Raw genomic sequence first — 19,150 nt, forward strand, 5'->3', positions numbered from 1 at the left:
GATGGACTATCAAACAAAAGTAAAAAAACTCTTTTTGGATTCTGGAATGGTTTTTACAAATAAAGAGCTAGAAACAATTGAATTTGTTGACTTTGGATTAGGTGCTATCGAAATTGAAGGACTAAACTTATTTGTATATGAAAATAATGAGCGATATTGTGGAAAAGAATTAGCTTTGTTACCTTATCAAACATGTCCAGAGCATCGACATCCGCCGAGAAAAAACGATGTTGGTAAAAGAGAAACTTTTCGGTGTCGGAAAGGAATCGTCTATTTATATGTCGAAGGAGAAGGACCAGAAGTTCTATCATGCAAATTGCCTGAAAACAGTCAAGCAACTTATACAGTAAGAAAAGAAATTATTTTACAGCCTGGTGATCAGTATACGATTGAGCCCAATATCAAACATTGGTTTCAAGCAGGTGAGACTGGGGCTGTAGTAACGGAATTTTCTTCTAGTAGTGATGATGCGAGTGATATTTTCACTAATCCGCTGATTCAACGGTAGTAAAAGGGAAAAACAGAAAACCAGACTACTTGAAGAATAAAAAATAGTTAGTTCCTTTTGTCAAAAAAAGATGGAAGAGGTTAGAATTTTTTCTGGCCTCTTTTTTGCGTTTTGCGAAACATATTTGTTTAGTGAAACATAACAAATAAAAAAAATTTTAGAGAAAAATTTGAAAATAGGTTAATCAAGTTGAAGAGATGAAACAACCTGTGTTTGAAAAAAACGTGTTATTCTTTCACACAAGATAATAAATAAGCGAATGGGAAAGAAAGTCATTTCAGTTGTCAGAAAAAATGTTATTTTTTTATCTTTTTCATGAAAAAGATAAAATAAAAATTTTATGGATAAATCACTATATATAGTATGTTTTTTGTTGTATACCACTAAAAATGCACAAAATCTAGTCTTTTATTTTAAAAAAACACGAGTAGAATGAAGATAGATTTTAAAGCGAGGAAGTGTTTTTTTGAAACTGACTGTTTTTTGTGGTTCCCGTTTTGGCGAAAAAGAAAGTTATAAATTTATTGCCCAAACGTTAGGAAGATATATGGCACAAGAAGAAATAGAGCTGGTTTATGGTGGTTCGAATGCCGGAATCATGGGAATTATTAGCCAAACTGTGCTCGAAAATGATGGGAAAGTTACTGGAATCTATCCAACTGGTTTATTCGAAGCAGAAACGCCAGCCGAAGAAGTAACGACATTCATTTCAACAGAAACAATCGATGAGCGAAAAGAGTTATTGTTTAGTGAGGGTGACGCTGTTTTGGTGTTTCCAGGAGGATTGGGCACACTAGAAGAATTTTCTCAACTTCTTTCGTGGATCGCTATCGGATTAGTACCAGAAAAACCAATCGGTATTTTGGATATTGGTGGGTATTATACAGGATTAGAGCAGCTATTGAAGAATTTTGCCAAAGAAGGATTTATGGAAGAAAAATGGCTGGATCAAGTCGTTTTTTCAAATAACCCATTAAAGTTAGTTGATTTATTAAGAGGGGCGCATCACGAGAACCGTCCTTTAGTGAAGGAGATTTATTAATGAGCCAGATTTATTTAGCAGGACCATTTTTTTCAGAGGAACAAGTTGAACGCATTCAACGAATCGAGCAAGCACTAGAAAAAAATATCACTGTTTCAACCTTTTATTCGCCACGACATCATCAAGAAAGCAATTATGAAATGTTTAGTGCAGGATGGGCACAAGAAGTGTATCAACGAGATATGACAGAAGTAACCGATGCGCAAATCGTAGTGGCTATTTTAGATTTCGAGCATCAAACGATTGATCCTGGTACGGCTTATGAGCTAGGTGTTGCGACAATGTTAAACAAACCAATAATTATTTTTCAAGAAGAAACAGTACCAGTGAATTTGATGGTTACGGAAAGTCTTCATGCTTATTTAAAAAATGACGAAGAAATTCAGCAATATGATTTTGAAAAAATGCCGAAACAAGCATATATTGGTGAGTATTTATAGAAAAGGAAGGGTTGTATGTCAGTGATTTTAATTTCAGGAACAATTGGTGCAGGAAAAAGTAGTTTAACAGATATGCTTGCAACTGAAATCCGCTCAAAACCATTTTATGAAAGTGTAGAAGATAACGAGGTGTTACCACTTTTTTATTCTAATCCAGAGCAGTACGCATTTTTATTGCAAATATTCTTTTTGAATAAACGATTTTTGGCGATGAAAAACGCGTTAATCAATGATGATAATGTTCTTGATCGTTCAATTTATGAAGATAGTTTATTATTTCATCTAAATGCAGATCTTGGTCGCGTGACGGATATTGAAGTACAGCAGTATGATAATTTATTGGATACGATGTTGAATGAGTTAGATGACGTAGCACCTAAAAAACGTCCTGATCTGATGGTTCATATCAAAGTTTCTTTGGACACGATGTTAAGTCGAATCAAAAAACGCGGTCGTGATTATGAACAATTAGAAAGTGATGAAACATTATACAATTATTATCAACAATTGAATGAACGTTATAACCAATGGTATGAAAACTTTGATGTGTGTCCTAAGATCCAGATTGATGGGGATCAATTTGATTTTGTTGAAAAACCAGAGCATGCGAAGGAAGTCATTGAACAAATCAAACAAAAATTGATTGATTTAGAAGAAGCGCCTGCTGGAAGTTATTACACAGACAATCATTTAGCAAAAGGACAAGAATTAGGATAAATAAAAGAGGCATCGTGATTTTCTCACGATGCCTCTTTTTAAATTAATGTGGCTTATTGCTCACTTTTTGAATGTTATCTGGAACGTACGCATCAAAGGATTTGAACGAGTCTTTAATCAGTTTATGGCAGTTATCACAAATGCTTAAACTTCCTTGATCGCTAAATTCTGTATGGATATTTTTATTACTGGTGCATGTACAATAGTCATGACTATCAAATATATTCATTTTTTTCTCCTTAGTAACCAATCTAACTTTCCCAATATAACAGAAAAAAAGAAAATAGGGAGAAAAATTAAGATAATTTAACGTGTTATAGTTTTTTATTTTTTTTATAAAAAAAGCAATGACGAATTATGGATTGTCATTGCAAATCATATGCTGGATCATCATTGTTTAAATGCTATAAACGTTCCCATCTTCATCTTTTATCTGATAGTTACCAATTTTAGTAAAGACAATGGAAACTTCTTTTTTGTCTGCCATCCCAGTAATTGTGTAAGTGTCACCTTTTGTGTCAATCTGAATGGATGTTAGTATAATGTTTTCGCTGGACTCAGAAGAAGTTGTACTGTCTTCATTGTAGGTGCGTAACCATTCCATTTTATCCTCGGTAAACGTGATTTTTCCACTAACTAAATTCATGTTTTTACGCACTTTCAAAGAATAAACACTATTTGAAATATCAGTTTTTTCTGCTTTAAGCGTAGAAGATTCGGTGGTTTCGTTCGTTGATTGGTTTGATCCACCCAGCATATTACAGCCAGTTAAGGTAAAAAGTACCAGTCCTAGAGTAAATATAGCCAATAGTTTCTTCAAAATACTGCCTCCGTCTAATAGGATAAAGAAATTATACCATTTGAATGAAAAACAGGAAACTAAGGATTGTAAAAATGTTTTTAAGGAAAACGCTTAAAAAGTAGTTGCAACTTAGGAAAGTGTTTGTTATATTATTTTTGAACCGGTTCAAAAATCGGTAGAACAAATAAATATACTTCACTACAAAAAGAGGTGAACAAGGTGAGTTCAATTCGTGAAGTAGCCAAATTAGCAGGTGTCTCTACAGGTAGTGTCTCACGTTACCTCAATGGTCAGACGCTAAAAGTAGCCAATATGGAAAAAATCGCTGCAGCAATCGATCAATTGAATTACAAAGAGAATATTATTGCTAAGGGGTTAAAAAATAATCGAAGTTTTTCAGTCGGATTGTTAATGAATAATTTATCAAGTCGACTAAGTGCGGATATCGTAGCAAGTATTGAAGCCTTGATGGAAGCCAATGGTTACAGTTTGTTTTTAAGTTGTTTCAATGGTGAAGCGCAATTAGTTTCACAAAAAATCGACTATCTGCTTTCGCATGCTATTGATGGACTGATTCTTTTTGAAGCAGACGAAACTTGGCCGGGAATGGAAAAATTAGCAAAGCTAACGATTCCAATTATTTCATTAAACACGCCTAATCAGTTGGAAAATGTGGATTCGATTTTGGTCAATGATCGCAAAAGTGTACGCGAAACAATTGAACAAATGATCGTGATGGGCCATCAGTCAATTGGTATTATCGCAGCACCACAAACAGAATATGTGGCTAGAGAGCGATTAGCTGGAGCATTAGAAGCTAAAAAATATAACGAAAAAGAAATAACTATTAACATTTACACGGGCGATTACTCACGATTGAGTGGTTTTGATGGTGCAAAAGAATTACTAACCAAAAACATAACAGCCTTATTTGTTTGTAACTATAATATGTCTATTGGAGCACTTGAATATTTTAACAAAAGTGATCAACAAATTGACCAAGAAATTTGTTTTGCACACTACGACTATTTAGATGAGCTGCAAACAGTCTTACCAGAACGAATGATCATTCAACAACCTGCTGCGACGATCGGCGAATTATGTGGGAAGCGTTTAATTGAAAGAATGGAACACCAGCACATAAGTGGTAAAACGATTCTTTTAGAAAATAAAATTTATGGAATGAACAAAAATAATTAAAAAAAGAGGACGAGCAAATGACAAACTATCAATTTCCTGAAAATTTCTGGTGGGGTTCAGCAGCAAGTGGCCCACAAACAGAAGGACGCGTAGCAAACGATGGTAAAGGTGATAATATTTTTGATTATTGGTATGCAAAAGAGCCAGAAAAATTTTTTGATGAAGTAGGGCCAGGTACAACATCACAAGTTTATACCAAGTACAAAGAAGATGTGCAATTAATGAAGAAAACAGGACACAATTCTTTCCGCACATCGATTCAATGGAGTCGTTTGTTACCAGATGAATCTGGTGAAGTAAACCAAAAAGCAGTTGATTTTTATAATAGTTACTTTGATGAGTTAATTGCAAACGGGATCGAACCATTTGTAAATCTGTATCACTTCGATATGCCGATGTACCTTCAAGAAAAAGGTGGCTGGTTAAATCGTGAAACAGTTGAGGCTTATGAACGGTATGCAACGATTTGTTTTGAGTTATTTGGACAAAAAGTCAAGAAATGGTTTACTCACAATGAACCAATCGTTCCTGTTGAAGCCGGCTACTTGTATCGTTGGCACTACCCTGAAGAAGCAAACATGGAACATGCTGTGCAAGTTGGTTACCACGAAGCTTTATCCTCTGCGCTTGCAATCAAAGCGTATCATTCGTTAGCTTTACCTGGGAAAATCGGGATCATTTTGAATCTAACACCTAGTTATCCACGTGATGAGAATAATCCGGAAGACGTCAAGGCAGCAAAATTAGCTGATGCATTCTTTAATCGCTCATTCCTTGATCCAGCTGTTAAGGGCGAGTTTCCACAAGAACTGATGGATGTATTAAAAGAATTAGATTTGTTACCTGAAGTCAAAGAAGGTGACAAAGAAATCATCAAAGAAAATACAGTTGATATTTTAGGAATCAATTATTATCAACCACGTCGAATCAAAGCAAAAGAAACACCAATTGATGAAGCGCTTTCGCCAATGCCAGAAGATTTCTTTGATAACTATGAAATGCCTGGTAGAAAAATGAATCCTTATCGTGGATGGGAAATCTATGAAAAAGGAATCTATGATATCTTAATTAATGTTCGTGACAATTACGGAAACATAGACTGCTTCATTTCTGAAAATGGCATGGGTGTTGAAGATGAAGCAAGATTCATTCAAGAAGATGGGATGATCCATGATGACTATCGAATTGAATTTGTAACCGATCACTTGAAGTATGTGCATCAAGCAATCCAAGAAGGAGCCAATTGTTTAGGGTATCATATGTGGACATGTATGGATAACTGGTCTTGGACGAATGCTTACAAAAATCGTTATGGTTTTATTTCAGTTAATTTAGCTAAGGATGGCGAGCGTACGATTAAAAAATCGGGCCATTGGTTCAAACAAGTTTCTGACCAAAATGGATTTGATGCGTAAGAAATATAAGTGAAATTTATTCAAATTCTCAAAAATAAAATAAAAACTGTGGTTAAATCACGTAAAGATTTAACCACAGTTTTTTTACTAGGAGAAGTGTTATTGATTACAATGAAATTTTATAGTCAAGTTGTCTTTTCAATGACAGTTTGCTTATTTAAAAAAATAACTAGTTATTTATTATTTTTTTACAGCTTTTTTACCTTTAGATTTCATTTTTTGTATATAATAGAACAGGTAAATTCAAATAGGAGTGGAAGAAGGTATGAGAAAGAAACGTCCCGTTCTTCTCTTTTGGTTAATTGGTTTTTTCCTTTTACTTACTTTATCTGTAACGATTTCTGGACGAATGACAACAGAAATCGTTCATACAAAAACGGAAAAAATCGTTGCGAGTAAAGAATCAGTAGATAAATTTAGAAAAGAATTCTCAACCTATTGGTGGGAAGACTATAAATTTGAAGCCGACTATGATCAAGGCGAATTAATGATTTATTTACCAAAAGGAAAAGAAGAAAACCAGTTTACAAATATCGATGATGTTTTAAGCGCAATTTCCTTGAGACAATATCAGTTTAAAGATAAACGACTCACAGTGTTACTATTATCAAATTCGGGAGATCCACTAGCCCGATTAAAAAATGGAAAAGTGATAGAAGGATATTCTGACAAGGTAGATAAAAAAGTAGTAGCCAGTCGTTTAGCAGAATGGAAAAAGACAAACACGCCAACAAAAACCAGTGATTCAAGTCATCCAAAAACAATTGACTCAACAAATACACCAGTATCAACAAATTCGTCTGAAAGTACATCTACAAGTAATCATCTTTCTGGGACGAGCCAGTAATCAAAAATAGCGAAAAAAGTTGTGACAGCTGTCGCAACTTTTTTTAGAAAAGAGGGATAAAGTGATTTCATATCTGAAAACTAAAGAGTTAACACAGCAACAGTTGTTTGAGTTGTATGAAGACGTTGGCTGGACAGCGTATACGAAAGATATTGAGCAACTGCAACAAGCCGTTCAACATTCCTTGTCTGTTATTACTGCGTGGAAAAAGAACGAACTAGTTGGTTTGATTCGGGTCATTGGTGATGGGTTAACGATTATTTATATCCAAGATATCCTCGTCAAAAAAGAAGTTCAAAATCAAGGGATTGGTTTTGAATTGATGCAACAAATTTTATTGGAATATCAAACAGTTCGCCAAAAAGTCTTACTAACAGAAGAGGCGCCAGCTATACGTCATTTTTATGAAAAGTGCGGGTTTACTTCGGCAGATAAAGGCGACACAGTCGCTTTTGTCAACCTATCTTAAAATATAAAAATTTATTAAAAAAAATCGTCTTTTAGCTTATTCTCATTTTTTAAGTTCAAAATGTACGAAAAAAGTGAATAGAGAGAAGTGATGGTCGTGACCCCAATCAAAAAGTGGTGTCAAAATCGTTTGTTTATTGTTATTTTGGCAGGTGTGTTTTTTTGGTTAAAAACTCTTTTAGCCTATTATGTTGATTTTTCTTTAGGTGTTGAGGGAATTGTCCAAACGTTTATCTTATGGATTAATCCAATTGCAACAACGTTGTTATTATTTGGGGTATCTTTGTATGTGAAAAAAGCAAAACCAGCGCTATTTTTACTATTGCTTTTAGATGTTTTGAATACAGCTCTGTTATATTGCAATATTATTTTTTATCGAGAATTTACTGATTTCATTACAGTTAAATCAGTTCTAGGTTTTTCAAAAGTATCACAAGGACTGTCAGGAAGTTCCTTTTCTTTAATGAAACCTCACGATATTTTGTATTGGTTGGATATCCTGATCTTTCTTAGTTTGCTAATTTGGGTAATTGTCAAAAATGTACCCATTAAAAGTCAACCAGTGAAGAAACCAATGGCAATTGCAATAAGCTGTCTTGCTGCATTTATTTTTTCTGGAAACTTAGCGTTGAGTGAAGCGAATCGTCCGCAATTATTACAGAGAACCTTCGATCGTTCTTATATTGTTAAGTATCTAGGTATTGACGCGTACACGATTTACGATGGAATCAAAACAGGAATGACAAGCAGTGTTCGTGCGCATGCAAGTAGTAACGGAATCACTGAGGTCTTAGATTACACGAAAGGCCATTATGCGGAACCTGATACAAGTATGTTTGGAATAGCAAAAGGAAAAAATATTATTGTGCTCCATTTGGAAAGCTTTCAACAATTTTTGATCAATATGAAGGTTGATGGACAAGAAGTGACACCTTTTCTTAATAGTATTTTTGACAATCAAGCAACTATTAGTTTTGATAATTTCTTTCATGAAGTGGGACAAGGAAAAACAAGTGATGCGGAAAATATGCTAGAAACTGGCACATTTGGTCTACCACAAGGATCATTATTTACTGAACTAGGTTCTGATAATGTTTTTCAAGCAGCGCCAGCTATTTTAAAGCAAAACCAAGGCTACACAAGTGCTGTGTTCCACGGAAATGTGGCTAGTTTTTGGAATCGAGATCATGTGTACAAAAATTTAGGTTATGACAATTTCTTTGACCGTTCTTACTTTGAAGATACGGATGAAACTTTGGGCTATGGTATTTTAGACAAAAATTTATTCAACGAGTCGGTCGGCTATCTTGAACATTTGCAACAGCCATTTTATACAAAATTTTTATCTGTAACAAATCACACGCCTTATTATACTGATGATAAGAACTTTGATTTTCCAGGATTAAATACTGGTAACAGTACAGTAGATAATTATGTACGAACAGCTCATTATCTTGATCAATCATTAGAACAATTTTTCACTTATTTGAAAGCTTCGGGTATTTATCAAAATTCAATGTTTGTTATTTATGGCGATCATTTTGGAATTTCAAATTCTGATAACAAAGATCTAGCGACAGCACTGGGTAAAGATGCGAATACTTGGAATGAATTCGATGATGCTCAAATGCAACGTGTACCATTGATGATTCATATTCCGGGGTATACAAACGGAAAAGTTAATCACACATATGGTGGAGAGATTGATGTTTTACCAACATTACTTCATTTAGTTGGTATCGACGATAAAAATTATGTTCATTTTGGGACAGATTTATTGTCTGCTAAACATGATCAGGTCGTTGCCTTTAGAAATGGTAATTTTGTTACTCCAAATTACACTGTTTTGGGGAATAAAACATATGATAATAAATCAGGAGAGATTCTAGATACTGAGGCTCTGGGTATTCAAAAAGAAATCACGAGAGATCAAGACAAAGTGAAAAAAGCGTTAAGTTTGTCAGATAAATTGAATCAAGAAAACTTATTACGTTTTTATGTACCAGATGGATTTACGACGATTGATCCACAAAAAATCGATTATCAAAAAGAAGCAGAAAAAAATGAAACAATTGAACAGCAAAAAGGAAAAGAGTCAACTAGTGTCTATTCCAAAAATGGGAATAGAACAACTAAAAATCTATATCCTAAAATTATAGACTCTACTGTGAATTAAATAGCCAGTTTGAACTTCTGAAAAACAAATTTTTGTTTTTCAGAAGTTTTTTTTATGTTTTAATATTTTTTTCCTTTTTTACGTATGTAAATAGTGAACCCAGTAATTCTTTTATTACACGTATCAGAAAAAATGATAAATTTGGTAGCCATTTCCTACTGGCAGTACAATAATTTAAGGAGGAACACAGCAATGCATGACGGTAGATTGATCAGAAGCCTACGAATCAGTAAAAAATTAACTCAAGCCGAGTTGGCAGAGGGGATTTGTTCGAAAACATCATTAGTAGGACTGGAAAAGGGAACAGTAAGGAAAATTGCATTTACGACCTTACAAGAAATCTTAGCTCGCTTAAATGTGTCTTTAGCAGAGTACGAAGTTTTGCGCCACCGATTGGAAGAACCAAAGAAAAGTAGAAGAGCGAGACGTTTATTAAGTAAGGTACAAGAAGAAAATTTTGATCCATATAAGGAAGTGGGAAACAATCGAAAACGATTCAAGCAAACGGGTGATTTATATTACTTAGTGTTGAATATCCACATGTTTTTAAAAACTGATAGCCAAATGCAAAAAGAATTACAATTTGAATTTTTGCGTTATGAATGTAAAAAAATTGAAGACTATTTTATGCGAATACAAGAATACAGTCAGTTTGAAATGACAATCCTAGCTGAGCTACCTTTTTTATTTAGCGAGTCCTTCATCGAAAACAACTACGTGAAAATCAAAAAAAGATTGCGAAATTTCTCTTTGACAAATAATCCTGATCAATATATGGATTTATTTTTATTAAACTTAACGAATCATTATATTAAGAAAAAACGATTTAAAAAAGCACGGAATGTCAATGATGATTTAGCGAGGAGCCTTGCAGCAAAAGCTAAGAATTTAATTATTTATGAAACATTAATGATGAATTATCAAAAGCAGATGATTCTTGTTGGATTGGGCGAGTTGATTGACGAGGACGAGTGTGATCAACTGTTTTCTGTTATGGAATATAGTTTGGGCAGACAGCAGCGCAAGCAGTTGGAAGAACAATTTCGCGTACTTTTACCCTAAAAAAGGACGTGTAAGGCGTGTCTCGTTCAATAATTAAGAATATAATTCCAGAAATTACTTCTCATATTTTTGAATAATTTAGGTTTGTTTGGGAGGAGTTTTTTAGGGAACGCCTTGGATAAATGTTGTGGTGCAAAGCGCTTAGCTTCAAGTAATAAGGACGCTCTTCTAAAAATAGCTTTCCATGTTTTTATGAAAAGAGGACTTATTGCTAAAGAAGCTGCTTTGGGAACACCTTGGATATGGCTGTGGCGCAAAGAGTTACCTTTTGAAGTGAGGTAACTTACTAGTGGAAAGAATGTTTGGGTAACCTGAAGAGGATGACAAAGATTTATGAAAAAGTTACTTAATAGATTATTTTGACAGATTTTCTTTGAAAGAAGCAGATAGTCGAATTGCGATAGTCGGTAGCTAGTTAGGACAAAAAAAGCTAGGAATAGAATATCCTAGCTTTTGGTAGTGTATTTTAAGATGGAAAACTGCTACTTTCTAGCATAGCTTCCTGTTCATATTGATAATGTGTTGGTGGGAAGAATCGAGCAATCTCATTTTTTGAAGCATCACGAGAATCCGAAGCATGAATGATGTTTGCCGTTCCGGGAAGTGCAAAATCTCCGCGAATTGTTCCAGGCATTGCATCCACAGCCTTCGTAGCGCCAACCATTTTTCGGACAATATCAATGACATCATCGCCCTCTAGTACAAGATAAACGACAGGACCAGAGATCATGTAGTCAATCAATTCTTGGAAAAAACTACGACCAGCTAAGTGTTGATAGTGTTCTTTTGCAAGCTCGGGAGTCATTGTTGCTAGTTTCATGTCAACGATTGTTAGCCCTTTTTCTTCGAACCGTTGAATAATACGACCAATTAGATGTCGACGGACACCATCTGGCTTGATAATCACAAGCGTGTGTTCCATAATAATCACTCCTTTTGTCCATTACTATAGTTTCATTATAGTAATGAAAAACTTTTATGACAAATGAAATTCGAAAAAATATTGTTTTTTGTTAAATAATCCGAGAAAATAAATGCACTTTATTTGCGAAAGAAGAAAAAAATTGAAAATAAATTTGACATTTCTGTCAATCGTTGTTACAGTAACCACTGGAAAACTAAATAAGATTTGTTAGGTGAGGCTCCTATACAAACACAGGCTACTGCCCAAAAATGTCGAGAGACGCCAATGGGTAGAACAGGAATTGTCGATCTAAGGCTTTTCATAAGGTAGCTAAAGGCAGAGGTATTTGCTTTTTACGTTGTATAGTGTCAAAACTCAACGATGAGATCGAAATAGCTTCTTTTTGCTGTGCTTATTTCAACCTTTCGCTGAGTTTTTGGCGAAAGGTTTTTTTGTTGCCAACCTAACAGCTTAAATGTTAGTAATCCAAAAAGTAAGGGAGCTGATTTTTGTTGGGACATTGATGTGGCAGGTACGAGCAGATTTTTGTAAAGAAAAAGAACAGATTTATGAGAGCGTAAGGGAGATGAGAACAAATGGATGACAGTTTACCGAAACCGAGGGGACAAGAGAAAAGTAAAAGTTTGCTGAAACTATTATCTATCTGTTTTCAGCCCACTTATGTAAAAATGCTTCTCTCTTGACCCGAAAAATAGGAAAAATAGTACAATACCTGTCTGTTTTTCTGATACAAGGGAGAGAATAACAATGGAAAAAAAGAAAGATACACAAAAATTATATGCAAGTTTTGCACAAAAAAGTGAACGCGCATTATTTGACTTATTCCATAGCAGTGAAAAAGGAATGAGCACAGAACAAATTGAACAATCGAAAGAAAGCTATGGAGATAACACGATTTCATATGGAAAGAAAACACCTTTTTTAATTGAAGTATTGAAAGCTTATGTTACACCATTTACTTTAGTACTGATTGCTTTAGGGATTATTTCGTTTATTACAGAATATTTATTACCAGCTCCAGGTGAGAAGGATCTATTCGGTGTAATTATTATTTTTAGTATGGTAATTGTGAGTGGTACAATGACCTTGATCCAGTCAGTTCGTTCAAATCAAGCAGCTGAGAAATTAAAATCATTAGTAAAAGTGACAGCCGCTGTAAAGCGACAAGGTAAATACCAAGAGATTCCAATGGAAGAAATCGTTTGTGGTGACTTAGTTCGATTATCTGCGGGTGATATGATTCCTGCAGACATGCGATTACTCTCTGCAAAAGATTTATTTATTTCACAAGCAGCTTTGACAGGTGAAAGTTATCCTGTTGAAAAGAATGCTTTAGTTGCAATGGACGGAAGTAAAAGTGAAACAAGTTATGAAAATCTAGCGTTTATGGGAAGTAACGTAATTAGTGGAAGTGCTACAGGAATTATCGTAGCCGTGGGAAACCAAACTTTGTTTGGCCATGTAGCACAAACGTTATCTGAAAAACCAATCAAATCAAATTTTGAATTGGGCATCCACAAAACATCAATGCTATTGATCAAGTTCATGGCGTTGATGGCACCAACCGTGATTGTCATCAATGGATTGACTAAAGGGGATTGGCTAGAAGCGTTCTTATTTGGATTATCTGTTGCAGTTGGTCTAACGCCAGAAATGTTGCCAATGATCGTGACAACCAACTTGGTTAAAGGCGCTAGTGTGATGGCAAAAAAAGGAACAGTTATCAAAAACTTGAGTGCAATTCAAAACTTTGGCGCAATTGATGTTTTATGTACGGATAAAACAGGAACATTAACTCAAGATAAAATTATCTTAGAATACCATATGAATTGTGAGGGTGCTGAAGACGACCGAGTATTGCGTCATGCATATTTAAATAGTTATTATCAAACAGGTTTGAAAAATTTGCTTGATGTTGCGATTATTGATGAAGCGGAAGAAACACTTGATACAACCAACACTCGTTACAGAAAAATAGATGAAATTCCATTCGATTTTGAACGTCGTCGAATGAGTGTTGTTGTAGAAGATATGACAGGCAAGACACAGATGATTACCAAAGGCGCGATTGAAGAAATGTTGAGTATTTCTAAATTTATCGATTTAGAAGGAGAAGTTACGCCTTTAACGAAGGAAAGAAAACAGGATGTTTTGGAAAAGGTAACAGCTCTTAATGAAGACGGATTACGTGTAATTGGTGTGGCACAAAAAACAAATCCTAGTGTAGTCGGAGAATTCTCGGTCAAAGATGAATCAGAGATGGTGTTGATTGGTTACTTAGCGTTCCTTGACCCACCAAAAGAAACAACGAAACAAGCACTGCAAGCATTGAAGGATCACGGAGTGGCTGTAAAAGTGTTGACTGGAGACAACGAGTTAGTAACGCGCTCTGTTTGTCGTCAAGTCGGATTAGAAATCGATGAGCTAATCACCGGTGAAAAAATTGCTTCTATGGATGATCACCAACTTTCACAAGTTGTTGATGACAATGATGTTTTCGTAAAACTAAACCCACAACAAAAAGCACGCTTAACAACAGCGCTTAGAAATAATGGACACACAGTTGGGTTCTTGGGAGATGGTATTAATGATGCTCCTGCGATGAAAGTAGCGGATATTGGTATTTCAGTTGATACAGCTGTTGATATTGCAAAAGAATCAGCAGATGTCATCTTATTAGAAAAAGATTTGATGATTTTAGAACGTGGACTTTTAGCTGGTCGCGAAACATTTGGTAATATTATGAAATATATCAAAGCGACGGCTAGCTCAAACTTTGGGAATATGTTTTCTGTTTTGATTGCTAGCACCTTTTTGCCATTCTTACCAATGTTGCCTTTACAAATTTTATTCTTGAATTTGATTTATGATGTTTCTTGTATTTCATTACCATGGGATAAAATGGATCCTGAATATTTAGTAAAACCTAAAAAATGGGAAGCTTCAAGTATTGGTAAGTTCATGGTGTATTTTGGTCCAACAAGTTCTGTCTTTGATATCACAACGTATTTATTGATGTATTTTGTTATTTGTCCAGCGGTTGTTGGGGGAGATTTCCATACGCTGAATGGCACACAACAAGTAGCATTCATCGCCTTGTTCCATGCAGGTTGGTTTGTGGAATCACTTTGGACACAAACTTTAGTGCTGCATGCGTTACGTACACCAAAATTACCATTTATCCAAAGCAACGCAACTTTTGCTATGACAGCAATCACTACGTTAGGGATTGTCGTTGGTTCAGTTTTACCATTCATAAGTTTTGGCGCAGAATTAGGTTTGATGCCATTACCAGGTAGTTATTGGATTTGGTTAATCGTAACTGTTTTAGCTTACTTAACACTGGTTACAGTAGTTAAGAAATATTATATCCATAAATTTGGCGAATTGTTGTAATTCAAAAATTAAGAAAAGCACAAGCATGTGGAACATTTTTTCTCAAGAAAAATTTCTGCATCCGCTTGTGCTTTTTTTAATTTCAATCAAGTTACAAAACGTTACTGGAATGTATCATTTTTAAAATTTCCTTAAGACGAGTATGTTTTTTTGTTAAAATAAAAGTTAGGTGATACATACATCAAATAAAAATACGCGGGAAAAAGGAGAAAAAATGAAAAAAACGATTTTTTTACTTAGTGTGATGGTACTAGGCGGAATCGTTTCAACTGCTACTCCTGTGAGTTTTGCAGATGAAACTGGAGTGAATGATGAAACAGTCGTTCAATCAACAATTAGCACATATGGGGATGCGATTGCTACAACTGAAACACAAGACAGCACAGCCACAACTCAAACAAGCCCTATTACAGACACTGCTGAATCAACTACTGTGGGATCAAGTGAAATAGTAGAATCAACAGTGGAAGAAGCAACACCCGAATCAGAAGAACCATCTACTGATACGCCAGAAGCTACGGAAACGGTGGAAAATCAGTTGGATGATGGAGAGGTACTTGTTCACACAACTCAAACAGATCTTTCGCAATTTGAAGTTTCTATTGCTTCACGCTTCGCGCGTTCATCATCAACTACACAACAGCAATTCATTGATAGCGTGGCACCCTCTGCAAGAACGCTAGCAAGCCAAAATGATTTGTATGCTTCTGTCATGATTGCGCAAGCGATTGTGGAAAGTGGTTGGGGAAAGAGTCAATTAGCTTCTGCACCAAATTATAATTTATTTGGAATCAAAGGTAGCTATAACGGGCAATCTGTTACCTTCCCAACAGCGGAGTATGTGAATGGTCAATGGATTACAGTAAATGCTGCGTTTAGAAAATATCCATCCTACAAACAATCTTTAGAAGATAATGTTCATATTTTAAAAACAACTTCTTTCCAAGCAGGAACTTATTATTATTCTGGTGCGTGGAAAAGCAATACAAAATCTTACAAAGATGCGACTGCTTGGTTAACGGGACGTTACGCGACAGCACCAAATTATGCTTCAACTTTGAACAACGTGATTGAAACATACAATTTAACGCAGTATGATGAAAGCCAAACACAAGTTACTACCTCACCAATGTATCGCTTATATAATCCAAATACCGGTGAACATTTGTATTCATTAAACGAGGGTGAAAAAAATAATTTGCCAAAATTTGGCTGGAAATATGAAGGCGTAGCTTGGTTGGCACCAAATAGTGGTACAAAAGTTTATCGTATGTACAATCCATACAGTGGTGATCATCACTATACGGCAGCTCAATCAGAAATCAATTTCTTGAAGAAACTAGGCTGGCGTTATGAAGGACTAAGTTTTTATTCTGGTGGTTCAAAAGCTATCTTGCGTCTGTTCAATCCAAATGAAAAAACAGGAACGCATCATTACACAATGAGCACGAAAGAAAGAGATTACTTAGTGAAATTAGGTTGGCGCTACGAAGGAATCGGATTTTACGGCAATTAATGATTAGGTAATCAAGCAGAGGACTTCATGAATAAAGAAGTTGCTTTGTAAGTCTTGGATAAATTAAAATAGTAAAAAATGATTGCTTAGAGACAGAGTGCGGAAGTGCTCTGTCTTTTTTTGATTTGGAATGAAAAAAATAGAATAATTTTCGTGAAACTTACACGCATGCTATGATTTTCTCAATGAATCATGCTAAACTAAGGATATTGTTTTTTTGAAAGGAAACGTGGGGAAATGAAAGGCGCAATATTTGATTTAGATGGATTATTGGTTGATAGTGAGAGAGCTTATCGTGACGGTTGGGTTTGGGGATTTGCACAATTTGGGATCGAGATTCCACGAGAAATCGTTAATGCTTGGGGTGGAAAAAACTGGAAACAAAGTTTTGATATCTTAGTTCAATTAGCTGGTAGCCCAGAAAAAGTGCAAGAAGTACGAGAAAAAAGAGAAGAATTTTTTTATGAAAAACTAACGACTGGAGAAATCCAGCTTAAGCCATATGCCAAAGAAGTATTGAGTTATTTAAAAGAACAGAACTTTAAACTTGGTTTAGCAACGACGACTGTTACTAAAAGAGCGACAGCTATTTTAAATCAATTTGAACTAATGGATTATTTTGATACCTTTACTTTTGGAGATGAAGTATCAGAAAACAAGCCTTCACCAGTACCTTATTTAACCGCATTGGAACGAACTGGATTAGCAGCAGATGAAGCTTTTGCAGTTGAAGATTCATTAGTGGGCGCCACTTCAGCCTCGCGTGCAGGCATGGGTGTGTTTCTGATACCCGATTCAAGTTTTGAGCGAAATTATTCGGAAAAAGACAAAGAAAACTTGCAAATTATTGAACAAGGAACAGATTTGAAAGTTGTTATTGATTTTGTGGATAAAAAAACAGCAGGAAATTCTTGAAAAAAAAGAATGAAATTTATGCTTGACTTTCATTTGTTCATCCTGTAAATTAGTCGTCAACAACCAAATAATTTTTTTCGATGAAAAGGAAAGTAAACTTGGAGACTGCGTAGAGAGACTCTGGCTGGTGAAAAGAGTTCAGTATAAGAAAAGTTGAAAATGGCCTTGGAGAAAAATTTGTCGACAAGTAGGCAAATTCGGATTCGTTCGACCGTTAAAACGAACACCAATCTCTCATTACAGATGAGACGTTGGGCTGAGGGAAGGAAACTTCCGAATAAAGGTGGTAACACGATACGTCGTCCTTTTACTAGCATTTGCTAGTAAAAGGACTTTTTTTATATATTTTTCGCGATGAAATGGTAAGTACATTTGTAAAATCTTTAACAGAGAGCTTCGGCATGCTGAGAAGAAGCAAGATTAAACTTTTGGAAAATGGCTATTGAGCGATTCACCCCGAGCAATTTGTAAGGCGGTGACGGCTGCGTCCGATAGCACGCTAGAGTATGTTTGTACTTGAAGAGGAACTGTGTGTGAATGCAGTTCGAACATGAGGTGGTAACACGCAAAAAGGCGTCCTCAAGCAAGCGACACTAGTCGTTTGCTTGAGGATGCTTTTTTTTAGTATCGATAAGGGAGGAGAAAGAATGATTGATTTACGAAATATATCTGTCACCTTTCAACAAAAGGGGCAAGAGATCCATGCAGTAGATTCCGTTAATCTAACGATTGATGAGGGCGATGTTTTTGGTATTGTTGGCTATTCAGGAGCCGGAAAAAGTACGTTAGTTCGGGTAATCAATTTGCTTCAGCCACCAAGTAATGGTGAAGTTTGGATCAACAATGTGGAACTAACCAAGCTCTCACCAAAAAAATTACGTGAAAAAAGAAGAAAGATCGGGATGATTTTTCAACACTTTAATTTGATGAATAGTCGGACAATTTTTGATAACGTTGATTTTTCGTTGAAATACACAGGAAAATCTAAACAGGAACGTCAACAAAAAGTGACCGAATTATTGGAGTTGGTCGGTCTTTCGGATAAAGCAAACGCGTATCCAAATCAATTGTCAGGCGGTCAAAAACAACGTGTGGCAATTGCTAGAGCGTTAGCCAATGACCCTGAAATTTTATTATGTGATGAGGCAACTAGTGCTTTGGATCCGAAAACGACGCTTCAAATTTTAGCTTTATTGAAACAACTAAATCAAAAATTAGGCTTGACCATTGTGTTGATTACTCATGAAATGCAAGTAGTCAAAGAAGTTTGTAACAAAGTAGCAGTGATGGAAGAAGGGAAAATCATTGAACAAGGAAGCAGCATTCAGATTTTTAGCCGTCCAAAACAAGCTTTAACAAAAGACTTTATCCGAACAGCAACACATATCGATCAGGCATTGGAAACAATTACTGCATACCCTGATTTTGCTGAGCAAACAAATGACAAATGGCTAGTGGAATTGTCTTACGTGGGAGAGCAAACCAATGAGCCATTGATTGCACAACTTTACAGTAAGTATCAAGTAACGACTAATATTCTTTACGGAAATGTTGAACTGCTTCAAGATGTCCCGCTAGGAAGTTTGATTGTGACTTTAGCGGGTGAATTAAATCAACGACAAAAAGCTTTAGATTTTTTATTTGAACAAGGTGTGACAGTTCAAGTATTAAAGAAAAGTGAACGCAGTGAACAAATAAAAGTGATTGAGGGAGGAAGATAG

At 35.3% G+C, this 19,150-nt stretch carries 17 protein-coding genes, 1 riboswitch and 2 other annotated features; of the genes, 14 read left to right on the plus strand and 3 right to left on the minus strand.

Going from position 1 to position 19,150, the window contains the following annotated elements; all coding sequences use genetic code 11:
* Position 1: 1 nt before the first annotated feature.
* From JZO71_RS06000 to JZO71_RS06015, 4 genes are all read left to right on the plus strand, one after another.
* Positions 2 to 508 (plus strand): D-lyxose/D-mannose family sugar isomerase, encoded by a 507-nt coding sequence (locus tag JZO71_RS06000; RefSeq protein WP_206898644.1) that lies wholly within the window; start codon positions 2 to 4, stop codon positions 506 to 508.
* Between the two features lie 466 nt (positions 509 to 974).
* Positions 975 to 1,550 (plus strand): LOG family protein, encoded by a 576-nt coding sequence (locus JZO71_RS06005; protein WP_206898645.1) that lies wholly within the window; start codon positions 975 to 977, stop codon positions 1,548 to 1,550.
* On the plus strand, positions 1,550 to 1,990 hold the full coding sequence (locus JZO71_RS06010) for a nucleoside 2-deoxyribosyltransferase (RefSeq protein WP_206898646.1): 441 nt from the start codon (positions 1,550 to 1,552) through the stop codon (positions 1,988 to 1,990). The genes JZO71_RS06005 and JZO71_RS06010 overlap by 1 nt, the downstream gene beginning before the upstream one ends.
* 15 nt (positions 1,991 to 2,005) lie before the next feature.
* Positions 2,006 to 2,707 (plus strand): deoxynucleoside kinase, encoded by a 702-nt coding sequence (locus tag JZO71_RS06015; RefSeq protein ID WP_206898647.1) that lies wholly within the window; start codon positions 2,006 to 2,008, stop codon positions 2,705 to 2,707.
* A gap of 43 nt (positions 2,708 to 2,750) precedes the next feature.
* Here the strand turns inward: JZO71_RS06015 and JZO71_RS06020 are convergent, their stop codons facing one another.
* Both JZO71_RS06020 and JZO71_RS06025 read right to left on the minus strand, forming a co-directional pair.
* Positions 2,751 to 2,930 (minus strand): hypothetical protein, encoded by a 180-nt coding sequence (locus JZO71_RS06020; protein ID WP_206898718.1) that lies wholly within the window; start codon positions 2,928 to 2,930, stop codon positions 2,751 to 2,753.
* 174 nt (positions 2,931 to 3,104) lie between these two features.
* Entirely contained in the window at positions 3,105 to 3,527 is a 423-nt protein-coding gene (locus tag JZO71_RS06025; RefSeq protein ID WP_206898648.1) for a hypothetical protein, read from the minus strand.
* A gap of 201 nt (positions 3,528 to 3,728) precedes the next feature.
* Here JZO71_RS06025 and JZO71_RS06030 point away from each other — a divergent pair, with 201 nt between their 5' ends.
* From JZO71_RS06030 to JZO71_RS06055, 6 genes are all read left to right on the plus strand, one after another.
* Positions 3,729 to 4,709 (plus strand): LacI family DNA-binding transcriptional regulator, encoded by a 981-nt coding sequence (locus JZO71_RS06030; protein ID WP_206898649.1) that lies wholly within the window; start codon positions 3,729 to 3,731, stop codon positions 4,707 to 4,709.
* A gap of 17 nt (positions 4,710 to 4,726) precedes the next feature.
* Complete coding sequence (locus tag JZO71_RS06035) at positions 4,727 to 6,124, plus strand: glycoside hydrolase family 1 protein (RefSeq protein ID WP_206898650.1); 1,398 nt, start codon at positions 4,727 to 4,729, stop codon at positions 6,122 to 6,124.
* Between the two features lie 265 nt (positions 6,125 to 6,389).
* Positions 6,390 to 6,971 (plus strand): hypothetical protein, encoded by a 582-nt coding sequence (locus JZO71_RS06040; protein WP_206898651.1) that lies wholly within the window; start codon positions 6,390 to 6,392, stop codon positions 6,969 to 6,971.
* A 61-nt stretch (positions 6,972 to 7,032) separates the two neighbouring features.
* On the plus strand, positions 7,033 to 7,440 hold the full coding sequence (locus JZO71_RS06045) for a GNAT family N-acetyltransferase (protein ID WP_206898652.1): 408 nt from the start codon (positions 7,033 to 7,035) through the stop codon (positions 7,438 to 7,440).
* A 96-nt stretch (positions 7,441 to 7,536) separates the two neighbouring features.
* A complete protein-coding gene (locus JZO71_RS06050) occupies positions 7,537 to 9,615 on the plus strand; it encodes a sulfatase-like hydrolase/transferase (protein WP_206898653.1) in 2,079 nt (692 codons plus the stop codon).
* A 192-nt stretch (positions 9,616 to 9,807) separates the two neighbouring features.
* Positions 9,808 to 10,677 (plus strand): helix-turn-helix domain-containing protein, encoded by an 870-nt coding sequence (locus JZO71_RS06055; RefSeq protein WP_206898654.1) that lies wholly within the window; start codon positions 9,808 to 9,810, stop codon positions 10,675 to 10,677.
* Between the two features lie 466 nt (positions 10,678 to 11,143).
* Here JZO71_RS06055 and ndk read toward each other — a convergent pair whose 3' ends face one another.
* Entirely contained in the window at positions 11,144 to 11,599 is a 456-nt protein-coding gene (ndk, locus tag JZO71_RS06060) for a nucleoside-diphosphate kinase (protein ID WP_206898655.1), read from the minus strand.
* 199 nt (positions 11,600 to 11,798) lie between these two features.
* Positions 11,799 to 11,975: riboswitch (M-box (ykoK) riboswitch) on the plus strand.
* Positions 11,976 to 12,349: 374 nt separating this feature from the next.
* Between ndk and mgtA the strand changes: the two genes are divergently transcribed.
* The 4 genes from mgtA (at position 12,350) to JZO71_RS06080 (ending at position 19,150) form a co-directional block, all read left to right on the plus strand.
* Positions 12,350 to 14,998, plus strand: coding sequence for a magnesium-translocating P-type ATPase (gene mgtA, locus JZO71_RS06065; protein WP_206898656.1), 2,649 nt, complete (start codon positions 12,350 to 12,352; stop codon positions 14,996 to 14,998).
* A 214-nt stretch (positions 14,999 to 15,212) separates the two neighbouring features.
* Entirely contained in the window at positions 15,213 to 16,514 is a 1,302-nt protein-coding gene (locus tag JZO71_RS06070; RefSeq protein ID WP_206898657.1) for a glycoside hydrolase family 73 protein, read from the plus strand.
* A gap of 237 nt (positions 16,515 to 16,751) precedes the next feature.
* Complete coding sequence (locus tag JZO71_RS06075; protein ID WP_206898658.1) at positions 16,752 to 17,429, plus strand: HAD family hydrolase; 678 nt, start codon at positions 16,752 to 16,754, stop codon at positions 17,427 to 17,429.
* Positions 17,430 to 17,500: 71 nt separating this feature from the next.
* Positions 17,501 to 17,739: a binding site (T-box leader), on the plus strand.
* A 35-nt stretch (positions 17,740 to 17,774) separates the two neighbouring features.
* Positions 17,775 to 18,013, plus strand: a binding site (T-box leader).
* 63 nt (positions 18,014 to 18,076) lie between these two features.
* The gene (locus JZO71_RS06080) at positions 18,077 to 19,150 is read left to right on the plus strand and encodes a methionine ABC transporter ATP-binding protein (RefSeq protein WP_206898659.1); all 1,074 of its coding nucleotides are present in this window, start codon (positions 18,077 to 18,079) and stop codon (positions 19,148 to 19,150) included.

It is taken from the genome of Candidatus Enterococcus courvalinii, assembly GCF_017315945.1.
In the GTDB taxonomy this organism is placed as follows: domain Bacteria; phylum Bacillota; class Bacilli; order Lactobacillales; family Enterococcaceae; genus Enterococcus_B; species Enterococcus_B courvalinii.